The organism is Serratia sp. DFXYC6, from assembly GCF_057196085.1.
The window spans coordinates 365,778-379,226 of sequence record NZ_JBXUNV010000001.1; the positions used below are offsets into that span (position 1 = coordinate 365,778).

12 protein-coding genes and 2 tRNA genes are annotated in these 13,449 nt (G+C 60.4%); 8 read left to right on the top strand and 6 right to left on the bottom strand.

Features of this window, described 5'->3' with window-relative positions:
• The first annotated feature begins 78 nt into the window (after positions 1-78).
• A tRNA-Ala gene (locus AC2CGQ_RS01890) sits at positions 79-154 on the top strand.
• Positions 155-213: 59 nt separating this feature from the next.
• Positions 214-289 (top strand) — tRNA-Ala (locus tag AC2CGQ_RS01895).
• A 118-nt stretch (positions 290-407) separates the two neighbouring features.
• Here the strand turns inward: AC2CGQ_RS01895 and AC2CGQ_RS01900 are convergent.
• The gene (locus tag AC2CGQ_RS01900; protein ID WP_004936373.1) at positions 408-1,595 is read right to left on the bottom strand and encodes a NupC/NupG family nucleoside CNT transporter; all 1,188 of its coding nucleotides are present in this window, start codon (positions 1,593-1,595) and stop codon (positions 408-410) included.
• 377 nt (positions 1,596-1,972) lie between these two features.
• Here AC2CGQ_RS01900 and AC2CGQ_RS01905 point away from each other — a divergent pair, with 377 nt between their 5' ends.
• A complete protein-coding gene (locus tag AC2CGQ_RS01905) occupies positions 1,973-3,208 on the top strand; it encodes an Nramp family divalent metal transporter (protein ID WP_004936371.1) in 1,236 nt (411 codons plus the stop codon).
• A gap of 41 nt (positions 3,209-3,249) precedes the next feature.
• Here the strand turns inward: AC2CGQ_RS01905 and AC2CGQ_RS01910 are convergent, their stop codons facing one another.
• Together AC2CGQ_RS01910 and mgrA are read right to left on the bottom strand one after the other, a co-directional pair.
• Positions 3,250-3,660, bottom strand: a complete 411-nt coding sequence (locus AC2CGQ_RS01910) for a DUF2502 domain-containing protein (RefSeq protein ID WP_103085537.1) — start codon at positions 3,658-3,660, stop codon at positions 3,250-3,252.
• 222 nt (positions 3,661-3,882) lie between these two features.
• Complete coding sequence (gene mgrA, locus AC2CGQ_RS01915; RefSeq protein ID WP_076740563.1) at positions 3,883-4,872, bottom strand: L-glyceraldehyde 3-phosphate reductase; 990 nt, start codon at positions 4,870-4,872, stop codon at positions 3,883-3,885.
• Positions 4,873-5,060: 188 nt separating this feature from the next.
• Here mgrA and AC2CGQ_RS01920 point away from each other — a divergent pair, with 188 nt between their 5' ends.
• Positions 5,061-6,722: an alpha-keto acid decarboxylase family protein gene (locus AC2CGQ_RS01920; RefSeq protein ID WP_075686008.1), complete on the top strand. Its 1,662-nt coding sequence runs from the start codon at positions 5,061-5,063 to the stop codon at positions 6,720-6,722.
• On the opposite strand, the gene AC2CGQ_RS01925 is transcribed toward AC2CGQ_RS01920, so the two are convergent.
• Positions 6,719-7,588, bottom strand: coding sequence for a LysR family transcriptional regulator (locus tag AC2CGQ_RS01925; RefSeq protein ID WP_044030749.1), 870 nt, complete (start codon positions 7,586-7,588; stop codon positions 6,719-6,721). The two genes, AC2CGQ_RS01920 and AC2CGQ_RS01925, sit on opposite strands and share 4 nt — an antisense overlap.
• 99 nt (positions 7,589-7,687) lie before the next feature.
• On the opposite strand from AC2CGQ_RS01925, the gene AC2CGQ_RS01930 reads away from it, so the two are divergent.
• Both AC2CGQ_RS01930 and AC2CGQ_RS01935 read left to right on the top strand, forming a co-directional pair.
• Positions 7,688-8,140, top strand: a complete 453-nt coding sequence (locus AC2CGQ_RS01930) for a multidrug/biocide efflux PACE transporter (protein WP_004936357.1) — start codon at positions 7,688-7,690, stop codon at positions 8,138-8,140.
• A 66-nt stretch (positions 8,141-8,206) separates the two neighbouring features.
• The gene (locus tag AC2CGQ_RS01935; protein WP_015378654.1) at positions 8,207-8,899 is read left to right on the top strand and encodes an aspartate/glutamate racemase family protein; all 693 of its coding nucleotides are present in this window, start codon (positions 8,207-8,209) and stop codon (positions 8,897-8,899) included.
• Here AC2CGQ_RS01935 and AC2CGQ_RS01940 read toward each other — a convergent pair.
• Positions 8,896-10,143 carry an ion channel protein gene (locus AC2CGQ_RS01940; protein WP_021505606.1) on the bottom strand — a complete coding sequence of 416 codons (1,248 nt, stop codon included), beginning with the start codon at positions 10,141-10,143 and terminating at the stop codon, positions 8,896-8,898. The genes AC2CGQ_RS01935 and AC2CGQ_RS01940 overlap by 4 nt on opposite strands.
• Before the next feature lie 310 nt (positions 10,144-10,453).
• On the opposite strand from AC2CGQ_RS01940, the gene glk reads away from it, so the two are divergent.
• A complete protein-coding gene (glk, locus tag AC2CGQ_RS01945; protein ID WP_172574868.1) occupies positions 10,454-11,416 on the top strand; it encodes a glucokinase in 963 nt (320 codons plus the stop codon).
• A gap of 69 nt (positions 11,417-11,485) precedes the next feature.
• On the opposite strand, the gene AC2CGQ_RS01950 is transcribed toward glk, so the two are convergent.
• Positions 11,486-12,715, bottom strand: a complete 1,230-nt coding sequence (locus AC2CGQ_RS01950; RefSeq protein ID WP_004936347.1) for an L-lactate MFS transporter — start codon at positions 12,713-12,715, stop codon at positions 11,486-11,488.
• Between the two features lie 397 nt (positions 12,716-13,112).
• On the opposite strand from AC2CGQ_RS01950, the gene AC2CGQ_RS01955 reads away from it, so the two are divergent.
• Positions 13,113-13,445: a DUF2502 domain-containing protein gene (locus tag AC2CGQ_RS01955; protein WP_033632450.1), complete on the top strand. Its 333-nt coding sequence runs from the start codon at positions 13,113-13,115 to the stop codon at positions 13,443-13,445.
• Positions 13,446-13,449 lie beyond the last annotated feature (4 nt).

The window sequence follows — 13,449 nt, forward strand, 5'->3', positions numbered from 1 at the left end:
AATTCAATTTAGCCGTTGACAGCTTTGAGCGGGTTTCATATTATGCGCCCCGTTCACAGCACAAAGTGATTGTGGAACGGGGCTATAGCTCAGCTGGGAGAGCGCTTGCATGGCATGCAAGAGGTCGACGGTTCGATCCCGTCTAGCTCCACCAACCTTCTTCTCAGAAAGGTTGAGGATACCGTAACGCCGGTCAAAGCGTACCACTTTTGTGGGGCTATAGCTCAGCTGGGAGAGCGCTTGCATGGCATGCAAGAGGTCGACGGTTCGATCCCGTCTAGCTCCACCACCATTTAAAAAGCCGACCTTAGGGTCGGCTTTTTGCTTTGTGTCATTTAACCTTCGCCGAATGCCGGCCAATAAAAAAGGCGCCCGCAGGCGCCTTGTTATCGCAGTCGGTTCGAGGCTTAGCCCAGCACCAGACCCGCGATGGAAGCGGACAGGATGCTGACCAGCGTAGAGCCGTACACCAGCTTCAGGCCAAAGCGTGACACCACGTTGCCCTGGTGTTCGTTCAGGCCCTTGATCGCACCGGCCACGATGCCGATGGAAGAGAAGTTGGCGAAGGACACCAGGAACACCGACAGGATCCCCAGGCTGCGCGGCGACAGCTCGGCAGAGACTTTCTGCAGTTCCATCATGGCCACGAATTCGTTGGAAACCAGCTTGGTGGCCATGATGCTGCCGACCTGCAGGGCTTCGTGCTTAGGAATGCCCATGATCCAGGCGAACGGATAGAAGAAGTAACCGAGGATTTCCTGGAAGCTCAGGCCGAAAATGGCGCTGAACACACCGTTGAGCGCGGCGATCAGGGCGATGAAGCCAATCAGCATCGCGGCGACGATAATCGCTACTTTGAAGCCCGCCAGGATGTATTCACCCAGCATTTCAAAGAAGCTCTGGCCTTCGTGCAGGTTGCCGAGGTGCAGCTCTTCTTCTTTATTGGTGTCGTACGGGTTGACCAGCGACAGCACGATAAAGGTGCTGAACATGTTCAATACCAGCGCCGCCACCACGAATTTGGCGTCCAGCATGGTCATATAGGCGCCGACGATGGACATGGAAACCGTAGACATCGCGGTCGCCGCCATGGTGTACATGCGCTTTTCCGACATCTTGCCCAAGATATCCTTGTAGGCGATGAAGTTTTCGGATTGGCCCAGGATCAGCGAGCTGACGGCGTTGAACGACTCCAGCTTGCCCATGCCGTTCACTTTCGACAGCACGGTGCCGATAATGCGGATGATGAACGGCAGCACCTTGATGTACTGCAGAATACCGATCAGCGCCGAAATGAAGACGATCGGGCACAGCACCTTCAGGAAGAAGAACGCCAGGCCTTTGTCGCCCATGCCGCCGAACACGAAATCAGTCCCTTGTCCCGCAAACCCGAGCAGTTTGTCAAACAGCGCGGCGAATCCTTTTACGAAGCCCAAACCCGCTTCCGAATGCAGGAAAAAGTAGGCCAGCAGTACTTCGATAACCAGTAGTTGAATAACATAGCGAATGCGGATGCTTTTACGATCGCGGCACACCAACAGGGCCAGGATCGCTACCACCACTATCGCCAACGCAAAGTGCGCAATATGGGACATGTTTGCTCCAAATTTGAGGCAGGCTGAATTTCGGCTGTCATTTTATGTAACGCTACGTTTAAAAACGAGACTTCTATTGCAAATATGGAAAATCATAGTGGGAGTTCTCCTAAAGTGTTGCGCAAAAGCATAAAAAATCAAGATGTTAAAGCAGCAATAGGAAATTCGTATTCTTGTGCTAACCTGTCTTTCAGGGGTATTGCAGCCAAAATCCCATCAGAAAAGCACGGAAATCGGCAAGCTCCGCGCTGAACCCTTCGATAAAACCGTTAATGTTGGCTATTACAGAGATAAGTTTTACCGCTCTAAATGCGCTTGATAATTATTATCATTTATATAGAGTGGAGATAAACGTAATTTCAGTAAGGGTTCAACATATGCTGAACAGTCGCGTGGTTGAAACCACCTCCGGTCGCTCCGCCAGAAAAATCAAACTCTCGCTCATGGGGCCCGCCTTTATCGCCGCTATCGGCTATATCGATCCCGGCAACTTCGCCACCAATATCCAGGCCGGCGCCTCATTCGGCTACAGCCTGCTGTGGGTGGTGGTTTGGGCCAACGTGATGGCGATGCTGATCCAGCTGTTGTCCGCCAAGCTGGGCATCGCCACCGGAAAAAATCTGGCCGAGCATATTCGCGATCGCTTTCCGCGGCCGGCGGTGTGGGCCTATTGGGTACAGGCGGAGATCATCGCCATGGCGACCGATCTGGCTGAGTTTATCGGCGCGGCGATCGGCTTCAAGCTGCTGCTCGGTGTCTCTCTGTTGCAGGGCGCAGTGCTGACCGGCATCGCCACCTTTTTAATTCTGATGCTGCAAAAACGCGGGCAAAAGCCACTGGAGCTGGTGATCGGTGGGCTGTTGTTGTTCGTCGCCGCCGCTTACATCGTCGAGCTGGCGTTCTCCCAGCCGCAGTTGGCGCCGCTGCTGAAGGGGATGGCGCTGCCCGATTTGCCTAACGGCGATGCGGTATTCCTGGCTGCCGGGGTATTGGGCGCCACCATCATGCCGCACGTGATCTATCTGCATTCGTCGCTCACCCAAATCGGCGGCGAGCACGACAAGGCGGAACGCTATGCCGCCACCAAAGTCGACGTCGCCGTGGCTATGACCATCGCCGGTTTCGTTAATCTGGCGATGATGGCCACCGCCGCCGCCGCGTTTCATTTCAGCGGCCACAGCGGCATCGCCGATCTCGACGTGGCTTACCTGACGCTGCAACCGCTGCTCGGGCACGCCGCCGCCACCGTGTTCGGCCTGAGCCTGGTGGCCGCCGGCCTCTCTTCTACCGTGGTGGGCACGCTGGCGGGGCAGGTGGTGATGCAGGGGTTCGTGCGTTTCCATATTCCGCTGTGGCTGCGGCGCGCGGTGACCATGCTGCCGTCGTTTATCGTCATCATGTTGGGGATGGATGCGACGCGCATTCTGGTGCTGAGCCAGGTGCTGCTCAGCTTCGGCATTGCGCTGGCGCTGGTGCCGCTGCTGGCTTTCACCGGCAATCGGGCGCTGATGGGGGAAATGGTCAACGGCCCGCTGGTGCAAAATCTGGGCAAGCTGATCGTACTGGTGGTGGTGGGATTGAACGGCTACCTGTTGATCGGCAGCGTGCTGTAAGCGAAAACAGTGCGGGCCGGCGTTGCGCCGGCCCGTCGTTGTTAATCGCGGTCGTCATCGCCGTGGCGGCGCCAGCGATCGCGGTCATGATCGTGATGGTGCTTTTTCTCTTTCTTCCAGTGGTGCTTATCGTAGTGTTTGTCGTATTTACGATAGCGTCCTTCATGATAGTAATAGTGTTTACGCCAGTAGTCGCCATCGCGCCAGCGATAGCCGTCCCAGTAGTAACCGCGACGGCTGCGGTCGCCGAGATAACGGCCCTGATGGCCTTGCCACCAGTCGCGATCCCGCCAATCGTAACCATCCCAATAGCGGCCGCGGTTATCCTGATCGCCGATGCGCAATGAAACGCCCGGCATCAGATCGATGCTGATCCCTTCGGCATGCGCATGCTGTGCGGCGGGCAGTACCGTCGCCGCCAAAATGGCGGCCAAGAGCAGAGGTTTAAACATGGCTTCTCCTTCCCGCTTGCGCGGCCTGGCCGTTTGTCACTTTATGAAGCGCGTTCATCAGTTTAAAAGCGGCCTTATCGTTATTTTTGCTGCAATATCGGCATCATAGCGCCGGCGTATAGGGTTGAATCTGAGAGCCACTCTGAAAATGATGCAGGAGGTTAAGATTTGAGATTTTTCTGGAGTATCGCCGCTCGATTGAACGGCGGAATTTGTAAACGATTACAATAAGATGTTCTCGATCTGCGCGAGCTCTTCTTCACTGAAGTGACGATTGGCCAGCATGCCCACCGCGTCTTCTATCTGCGCATTCTTGCTGGCGCCGATCAGCACTGAGGTCACGCGATCGCCGCGCAGCACCCAGGCCAGCGCCATCTGCGACAGCTTCTGCCCGCGTTGCCGCGCCAGCGCATCGAGGCGGCGCACCTTGTCCAGTCGCTCGGCGGTCAGCTGCTCCGGCTGCAGGAAGCGGCTGCCGCTGGCGGCGCGAGAATCTTGCGGGATGCCGTGCAGGTAGCGATCGGTCAGCAGGCCGCCCGCCAGCGGCGAGAAGGCGATAGAGCCGACGCCATGTTCTTCCAGCGTATCCAGCAACGCCGTCTCCGGCCCGCGTTCCAACATCGAATACTTCGGTTGGTGGATCACGCACGGCGTGCCGAGCTGCTGCAGAATGTCGAAGGCCTGTCGCGCGCGCTCGGCCGGGTAGTTGGACAGGCCGACATACAGCGCTTTGCCCTGGCGCACCAGCAGATCCAGCGCCGCCATGGTTTCTTCCAGCGGCGTGTCCGGATCCGGCCGATGATGATAAAAGATATCCACATACTCCAACCCCATGCGCCTCAGGCTCTGATCGAGGCTGGCGACCAGGTACTTTTTCGAGCCCCAATCACCGTAGGGGCCGGGCCACATGGTGTAACCGGCTTTGGAGGAGACGATCAGCTCATCGCGCCAGGCCCGCAGATCGGCGTTGAGAATGCGGCCAAAGTTCTCCTCGGCGGCGCCGGGCGGCGGGCCGTAGTTATTGGCCAGATCGAAATGGGTAATGCCGCGATCGAAGGCGCAGCGGATCAGGGTACGGGCGTTGTCGTACAAAGTGGCGTCGCCGAAGTTGTGCCACAGGCCGAGTGAGACGGCGGGCAGCTTCAGCCCGCTGCGGCCACAGCGCCGGTATTCCATAGCTTGATAACGCGAGGGGGAGGCTGGGTAAGACATAGTTATCCTTGTCGGCGAAAGGTGAAGTGCTTTGAGTGTATACGTTTCCACACCGCGTTGCCGCGGGAGCGATCACGACGCCGGCATGTAACGCCAGGTTGCCGTTCGATGCCGGGATGATTGTTCGAAATTTGAACGGCATCTTCGATAATTAAGATAATCGCTTCAGCTGCAGACAGGTGATGATCATGACTCAGACCTATACGGTGGCCGATTATCTGCTCGATCGTCTGGCCCAAATCGGCATCCGTCATTTCTTCGGCGTGCCGGGGGATTACAACCTGCAATTTCTCGATCACGTCCTCGCGCATCCGCAAATCACCTGGGTAGGCTGCGCCAACGAGTTGAACGCCGCCTATGCGGCTGACGGCTATGCGCGCTGCAAACCGGCGGCCGCGCTGCTCACCACCTTCGGCGTGGGGGAGCTGAGCGCGTTGAACGGGGTGGCCGGCAGCTACGCCGAATACCTGCCGGTGATCCACGTGGTTGGCACGCCGGCGCAGCGCGCCCAGCGCGCCGGTGATTTGCTGCATCATTCGCTGGGGGATGGCGACTTCACTCATTTCGCCCGGATAGCCAAAGAGGTGACCGTCGCGCAGGCCGACCTGACCGCCGACAACGCTGCGCTGGAGATAGACCGCCTGATCGGCGCCGCCTTGCTGGAGCATCGCCCGGTTTACCTGATGTTGCCCAGCGACGTCGCGCAGGCGCCGCTGCCGAGTAAACCGGCGCCGCTGATGCTGCGCCAGGCCAAACTGTCGCAGAGCGCATTGCAGGCGTTTATCGCCGCGGCGCGCGAAAAGCTGCTGTCGGCACGGCGGGTGTCGCTGCTGGCGGACTTCCTGGCCGATCGCTTCGGCGCCGAAGCGGCGCTGGACGAGTGGCTGCAGGAGGTCGATATGCCGCATGCGACGCTGTTGCTCGGCAAGGGCCTGCTGGACGAGAATCGCGCCGGTTTTGTCGGTACCTACTGCGGCGGCGCCAGCGATCCGGCGGTGAAACAATTGATCGAAAACGCGGATGTGGTGATCAACGTCGGCGTACGCTTGACCGACACCATTACCGCGGGGTTCACGCATCACCTGCCGGTGGAAAAATGCATCGATATTCAACCGTTCGAAGCCTGGGTCGGGCGGCAGCGCTTTAGCCGCATTCCGATGCGCGAGGCGGTGCAGGCATTGCACCGCCTGAGCCTGTCGCTGGCGTCGCGTTGGCCGTTGCCGCCGATCGTCCGCCCGGCGCTGCCGGAAGGCGATGGGGAAGGGCTGGATCAGCACGCCTTCTGGCGGCAAGTACAGGATTTCCTGCGGCCGGGGGATATCGTGCTGGCCGATCAGGGTACCGCCTGTTTCGGCGCGGCGGCGCTGACGTTGCCGCGTGGCTGCCGTCTGATCGTACAGTCGCTCTGGGGATCGATCGGCTATACCCTGCCGGCGACGTTCGGCGTGCAGACCGCCGAACCGCAGCGCCGGGCAGTATTGCTGATCGGCGACGGCGCCGCGCAGTTAACCGTGCAGGAACTGGGATCGATGCTGCGCGACGGGCTTAAACCGGTGATCTTCGTGTTGAACAATCAGGGGTATACCGTTGAGCGCGCGATCCACGGGCCGGAGCAAAGTTATAACGATATCGCGCGCTGGAACTGGACGCAGTTGCCGAAGGCGTTGGCCGGTGATCGGCCGGTGAAGGCGTTGCGGGTCAGCGATCCGGACGGATTGCGTCAGGCGCTGCGCGAGGTAGCGGGCGACGAGCGGCTGGCCTTCATCGAAGTGATGCTGCCGAAGATGGACATTCCGGAACTCCTCGATACCGTCTCTCGCGCCATTCAGGCGCGCAACGCCGCCGCTTAAGGCAGGGTGTCGCCCAGCAGGCGCTCCAGCATCCAGAACCCCGCCGGGCCCGGCGGGGTCAGTTTGGACCAGACCGCATCCACCGAAATCAGTTTGGGCCAGCCGCGCGGCCGCAGCTGGGTGAGCCTGCCGTGGCCGTATTGCTGCACCAACCAGTGCGGCAACACCGCCCAACCGAATCCCTGTTCCGCCATCTCGAGCAACAGCAGATAGCTGGGTGCCGACCAGACCAGCCCGCCTTGTCTGGCCGCCTCGGCGCCGGTGTAGGTGTTCAGGATCAACTGGCGGGTGCTGGACAATTGCTCCGGCGTCGGCGCAGCGACCTGCGCCAGCGGATGCTGATGGGCGACGAACAGCCCCATTTCGGTCTGCTCAGGCAGCCGGGAGAAGGCGATATCCGGCGGATAACTTTTTTGCACTTCCACCATGCCCAAATGCGCGCGGCCGCTTTGCAGCAGATCGATTACGTCGCCTTCCTCAGCGATCATCCATTCCAGCTCAATCTCCGGGTAGCGCTGTTCGAACAGTTGCATCAACCGATCGTGATGCTTGGGCTGGTAGGTATCGGAAAACACCATGCTCAGGCGCGGTTCAACCTCGCCCGCCAACTGAATGCTCAGGGCGTCGAGGCGTTCGCTGGCGGCCAGGATCGCCTGCACATGTCCCAGCACTTTGCGGCCGGCAGCGGTGAGCACCGGCTGGCGCGCGCCGCGATCGAACAGGGTCAGCGCCAGGTCGGCTTCCAGATTGGCGATGGCGGTGCTGATGGTGGATTGGCTTTTGCGCAGTTTGCGCGCGGCGGCGGAAAACGAGCCGAGGGCGGCGGCTTCGACAAACGCGTGCAACGCTTCCGGGGAATAGTGCATGATCTATCTACTTTATCGATGGAATCTATTTTTAATCTACCCAAAAAAGCGATGATAATCACCTGGCTTTCGCAACAACTGTTGAAAAAAAGGTGATGTATGCAACTGCAAAACAAGTCTCTCATTGAACGTATCGTCCACGCCGTCGGTTTCGAGGCCATCGCCGTGATGGTTTGCGCCCCGCTGGGCGCGTGGCTGCTGAACCGTTCAATGGTGCAGGTCGGTGCGTTGGCGGTAATGCTCTCCACCGTCGCGATGCTGTGGAACATGGTTTACAACACGGTGTTCGACCGCCTGTGGCCGGTCAGCCGGGTGGTGCGTAACCTGAAGGTGCGTGCGCTGCACGCCGTCGGCTTTGAAGCCGGTTTTATCCTGATCGGCGTGCCGATCGCCGCCTGGATGCTGAGCATCTCCTGGACGCAGGCGTTTATGCTGGAAATCGGTTTCTTCCTGTTCTTCCTGCCGTACACCATGGCCTATAACTGGCTGTACGACATGCTGCGTCAGCGCTGGTTCGAGGCGCGCCAGCCGATCAATTCCGGCGCCAAATAAGGCGTCGTCAGACCGACGATTCTCAGGTAAGGTCAGAGGATCGTCGGAAATGCTGAGGAACGAAGGATGAAAGTGTTGGGTCTGCTGGGCGGCATGAGCTGGGAATCCACCATTCCGTATTACCGCACCATCAACGAGCAGGTAAAGGCGCGCCTTGGCGGGCTGCATTCGGCCAAAATCGTGCTCTACAGCGTCGATTTCCAGGAGATTGAGCGCTTGCAGCACCAGGGCGATTGGGACGGCGCCGGTCGGCTGTTGGCCGCCGCCGCGGTGGCTTTGCGCGCCGCCGGCGCCGAAGCTATCGTGATCTGCACCAACACCATGCACAAGGTGGCGGAGGCGGTCGAGCAGGCCAGCGGTCTGCCGCTGATTCACATCGCCGATGCCACGGCGCTGCAGGTGCGGGAAAAAAACATTTGCCGCGTTGGGCTGCTGGGCACGCGCTTTACCATGGAGCAAAACTTTTACCGCGGCCGCCTGCAGGAATTGCACGGCATCGACGTGGTGACGCCGGTCAGCGCCGATCGCGACATCGTACACCGCATCATCTATGACGAGCTGTGCCTCGGTAAAATTCGCGACGCCTCGCGCGACGAGTATCGCCGGATTATCAGCGATCTGGAACAACAGGGGGCGCAGGGGATTATTTTCGGCTGCACCGAAATAGGCTTGCTGGTGAGCGAGCGGGATGCGTCGGTGCCGGTGTTCGACACCACTGCAATCCACGCCCGCGCCGCCGCGGCGTTCGCGCTGGCCTAATCGTCGCGCGGCGGTTGCCGGCGGTTTACCAGCATCAGCGGCTTGCCCGCCAGCGCCAGCCAGGCGGGCAGCATCACGATGCACAACACCGGCAGCAGGTGCAGATCCGGCACCACCGCCACCGCCATAAACAGGCTCAGCCAGCCGTCGCGCGTCACTACCAGCACCAGCCCCATGATGGCGCAGGAGACGGTGATCGCCGCCGGCACCGCCGGAACATGCTGGTGCAGCATCAGGCCCAGCGCCGCGCCGACGAACACCGCCGGGAAGATGCGCCCGCCGCGAAAACCGCAGGCGGCGGCGATCACCAGCGCCGCCAGCTTGGTCAGGGTAATGGTCAACAGCGCCGGCACCGAATAGCTGTCGTCCACCGCCAGGCGTTTCATCTCATCCAGCCCCTTGAACAGGGTAATCTCTCCGCCCAACAGCGCCAGCAGGCCCAGCACAAAGCCGCCCAGCCCTAACATCAACACCGGATTCTTCATTGAATGGAACAGGCGGTGAACGTGCGGGAAACACCACAGCGCCACCATGCCGAGCGCGATGGCGATCAGCGCCACGATGGCGCCGCTGAAAATGTCCGGCAGCCGCGTCACGTCGTAGGCATCGAGCTGCAGGGCGAAATTGGGCACGAAGAACATCTGCGTGGTGACCGCGCCGGCGGCGGCAGCCACCAGCGGGGCGAACAGCCGATCCCACAGCGGCGTTTCGTTATTGCCGGCCAGGGTTTGCGAAAAGATCAGCGCGGCGGCGACCGGTGTGCCGAACATTGCGCCGATGGTGCCTGCCGCCGCCAGGATGATCCAGTCCATGCGCGGCACCTTCGGCAGCAGGCGCGCGCCGGCCGCCGCCACCAGTGCGATGTTGATGGCGGTGATCGGGTTCTCCGGCCCCAGACTGACGCCGCCGGCCAGGCCGACAATCAGCGCCAACCCCAACCCCGGCAAGGCGGAGAGTGGCAGCGGCATGCCGATCAGCGATTCCGTCGCCGGATCCGGCCCGGCGTGACCCGGCATATAACGCACGATCAGGCCGACCGCCACGCCGGTCAGCGTCAGCATCGCAACCGGCCACCAGGGCGACTGGGCGTCCAGGCTCAGCGCATCGGGCAGCGTCACCCACAGTAATTGCTGCAATGCGGCGGCAATTTTCATCACCAACAGCAGCACCAGACTGGAAACGGAACCGATAATCAGCGCAGGCAAAGCAAAGGCCAACATGGCATTGGCGCGCGGATGCAGCATGAATAATCCCTTGTCGATGCCTCCCTGCGGGGCAGGGAGTGCGGGTGGTTGGGCAGTGGCCACAGCTTGCCAGACTATCGGCGCGCAGGCACGCATTGATATTGCCCGGCGGCGATGACGGTTAACAGTCGCCGGGGGGCGTTTTTTGCCGCAATTTGTTTCAAATCGCGGCATAGCGGACAAGCTGAAACGTTTTTTGTGATCCGGATCGCTATTGAGGTGCAGATCCGAGGCGGGTGATTGTTGTTTTCGCAGCAGGATTTTACAGTGTGGGCAGCGTTTTATTTTTCATTTTGCGGAGACGAAATCAATGACCTATGCCCTCGTGGGTGATGTTGGCGGCACCAATGCCCGCCTGGCGTTGTGCACTGTTGCGACGGGTGAGATTACCCAGGCGAAAACCTATTCCGGCCTGGAGTTCGACAGCCTGGAGGCGGTGATCCGCCAATACCTGAAAGAGTGCGAGATCGAGGTGCAGGACGCCTGTATTGCGATCGCCTGCCCGGTGACCGAAGACTGGGTCGCGATGACCAATCACAGCTGGGCGTTCTCGATCAAAGAAATGAAGGCCAGCCTGGGGCTGAGTCACCTGGAAGTGATCAACGATTTCACCGCCGTCTCGATGGCGATCCCGATGCTCTCGCCGGACGACGTGCTGCAGTTTGGCGGCGGCGATGCGCAGCCGGGCAAACCGATCGCGGTGTACGGCGCCGGCACCGGGCTGGGCGTCGCCCACCTGGTGCAGGTCGATCGCCGCTGGGTCAGCCTGCCGGGCGAGGGCGGCCATGTTGATTTCGCGCCGAACAGCGAAGAAGAAGACATTATTCTGGAGGTGCTGCGCGGTGAAGTGGGGCACGTTTCCGCCGAGCGCGTGCTGTCCGGGCCGGGCCTGGTCAATCTGTATCGCGCCATCGTCAAGGCGGACAACCGCCTGCCGGGGAAACTGGAGCCGAAGGACATCACTGAGCGGGCGCTGGCCGACAGCTGTATCGACTGCCGCCGCGCGCTGTCGCTGTTTTGCGTGATCATGGGGCGCTTCGGTGGCAACCTGGCGCTGAATCTGGGCACCTTCGGCGGTGTGTACATCGCCGGCGGCATCGTGCCGCGCTTTATGGAATTCTTCAAGGCCTCGGGCTTCCGCGCCGCCTTCGAAGACAAAGGGCGTTTCCGTGACTATGTGCGAGACATTCCGGTGTTCATGATAACCCATGGCCAGCCGGGCCTGTTGGGGGCCGGCGCGCATCTGCGCCAGACGCTGGGCATGCGGCTGTAAGCCGCGCGGCGGGGCAATAAAAAAGGGGCGCAACCCGCAGGTTGCGCCCCTTGTCGTTTTCGCAGGGGATCAGGCTTTGGCCAGCTCCGCCGCCTGTGCGGTTTCTTCGCTTTCCATTTCCACCGCTTTCGGCGCTTTGATGAACAGTGTAATCAGCAAAGAAGCGGCAGACAGGACGCCAATCACCATGAAGGTGGCGTGGAAGCCGCCGAAGTATTTGGCGACGAACGAACCGGCCAGCGCGCCCAGGCCGAAGCCCTGATAGATGATGCCGTAGTTCTTGCTGTGGTTCTTCAGGCCGAAGAAGTCGCCGACAATCGCCGGGAACACGGTGATATTGCCGCCGAAGCAGAAGGCCACCGCGCCAACGCAGATGAAGAACAGCGTGTGGTTCAGGGTCATGAAACTCAGCGCGACAATCGCCAGCACGGTAACCAGCATGGTGAAGCTGATGACGCGCATACGGCCTACTTTATCAGACAGCGTACCCAGAATGATGCGGCCGGCGGTGTTGAAGATGGCGACGGCGGACACGGTGTTGGCGGCGGTGGCCAAATCCATCCCGGCCAGCTGAACGCCCATGTCTTTCACGATGCCAATCAGGTACAGACCGCTCATGCAGGCGGCGAAGAAGATGGTGAACAGCAGGTAAGCTTCTTTGGTGGCCAGCATCTGGCGCACGCTGAAGTCGTTGCCCAGACCGTTGGCGCCTGGCTGTGCGGCGCTGGTTGCCAGCACCGGCTCTTTCAGCAACAGGGAGCCGACGACGATCAGGCCCATCACGATGGCACCCCAGTAGAAGAAGGCGCCTGAAACGCCGACGTCGGCGATCAGGGCGGCGTTGACGTATTTGAACAGCAGGCTGCCGCTGCCGAAGGCGCCGACGGAGATGCCGGAAATCAGGCCTTTGTTGGCCGGGAACCACTTAATCAGGTTGGACAGGGTGGAGATGTAGGCGATACCGACCGCAAAGCCCACCACCACGCCGGCCAGCAGGTAGATCATGTCGAGCGAGCTGACATGGGCGCTGGCGATCAGGCCCAGGCCGACCAGGATGCCGGAACACAGCGTCAGGTTGCGGATGCCGAAGCGCTCTTGCAGCTTGCCGGCGAACAGCGTGGCGAAGGCCAGGAAGAAGCTGGTGATGGAGAAGGTGGTGGCGACGTCCGCCAGTCCCCAGTGGAACTTGTCGACCAGCGGCTGGTTGAACAGGCTCCAGGTGTAGATGGTGCCCAGACCCATCTGACAGATGATGGTGCCGAGAACGATTAAGCTGCGATTTGCCGGTTTGGTGTTCATGGCCGGTCTCCTTCCTGTGTGTGCGTTGCCGGGCGTGAGCCGCTGGCTGAAATTTGCGGGGTGAATCTGTGTTCCCGCGGTCTGGGCTTATTATATGGCCAGCCCCCCCGGCGGACGGCGGATCGGGAATGAATTGCACGGCAGAAGGAATGAAATGCATTTTATACGGCGTGAGTTGCCGTTTTTACGCCTAAAAGCGCGTGAAATGCCGGGAGTAACACGTGATCTACATCAAAGATATCAACGATTTATTGTTAATCGCCGGTGAACGATTGTGGTGAAATTGTGAAGGATGCGTCTGCAAGGCGTAAATCGGCATTGCGCCTATAGAGCGGCGGCGAGCGCGGGACTATGTTATCTGCGATCGGACGAGGTCCGCTCTGCAGGAGTCCATGAAATGAAAAAAACGCTGTTGTTACTGGCTGCGCTGCTGGCGCTGCCGCTGGCGAGCCAGGCCGACGTCTCCATCGGCGTGAACGTGCCGGGCCTGTCGTTGCATATCGGCGATCGCGATCATCGCGGCCACTACTGGGACGGCTATCGCTGGCGCGATCCGCGCTGGTGGGCCGATCATCACCGGTATGAACGTTCGCGCGGGTACTATTATGGCCCGCCGCCACGGGTGATTTACTACGGGCCGCCGCGGCGCGACTGGCGAGATCGGCCGCATTACCGTATGCCGCCACCACCGCCGCCCGGCTATTACTACCGTCCGGGCCCGCGCTGGTAAGCGC

Bases quoted from the DNA above. Each gene is read 5' to 3' on its own strand.
- AC2CGQ_RS01900 (WP_004936373.1), bottom strand. From the start codon at position 1,595: ATGTCCCATATTGCGCACTTTGCGTTGGCGATAGTGGTGGTAGCGATC.
- AC2CGQ_RS01905 (WP_004936371.1), top strand. From the start codon at position 1,973: ATGCTGAACAGTCGCGTGGTTGAAACCACCTCCGGTCGCTCCGCCAGA.
- AC2CGQ_RS01910 (WP_103085537.1), bottom strand. From the start codon at position 3,660: ATGTTTAAACCTCTGCTCTTGGCCGCCATTTTGGCGGCGACGGTACTG.
- mgrA (WP_076740563.1), bottom strand. From the start codon at position 4,872: ATGTCTTACCCAGCCTCCCCCTCGCGTTATCAAGCTATGGAATACCGG.
- AC2CGQ_RS01920 (WP_075686008.1), top strand. From the start codon at position 5,061: ATGACTCAGACCTATACGGTGGCCGATTATCTGCTCGATCGTCTGGCC.
- AC2CGQ_RS01925 (WP_044030749.1), bottom strand. From the start codon at position 7,588: ATGCACTATTCCCCGGAAGCGTTGCACGCGTTTGTCGAAGCCGCCGCC.
- AC2CGQ_RS01930 (WP_004936357.1), top strand. From the start codon at position 7,688: ATGCAACTGCAAAACAAGTCTCTCATTGAACGTATCGTCCACGCCGTC.
- AC2CGQ_RS01935 (WP_015378654.1), top strand. From the start codon at position 8,207: ATGAAAGTGTTGGGTCTGCTGGGCGGCATGAGCTGGGAATCCACCATT.
- AC2CGQ_RS01940 (WP_021505606.1), bottom strand. From the start codon at position 10,143: ATGCTGCATCCGCGCGCCAATGCCATGTTGGCCTTTGCTTTGCCTGCG.
- glk (WP_172574868.1), top strand. From the start codon at position 10,454: ATGACCTATGCCCTCGTGGGTGATGTTGGCGGCACCAATGCCCGCCTG.
- AC2CGQ_RS01950 (WP_004936347.1), bottom strand. From the start codon at position 12,715: ATGAACACCAAACCGGCAAATCGCAGCTTAATCGTTCTCGGCACCATC.
- AC2CGQ_RS01955 (WP_033632450.1), top strand. From the start codon at position 13,113: ATGAAAAAAACGCTGTTGTTACTGGCTGCGCTGCTGGCGCTGCCGCTG.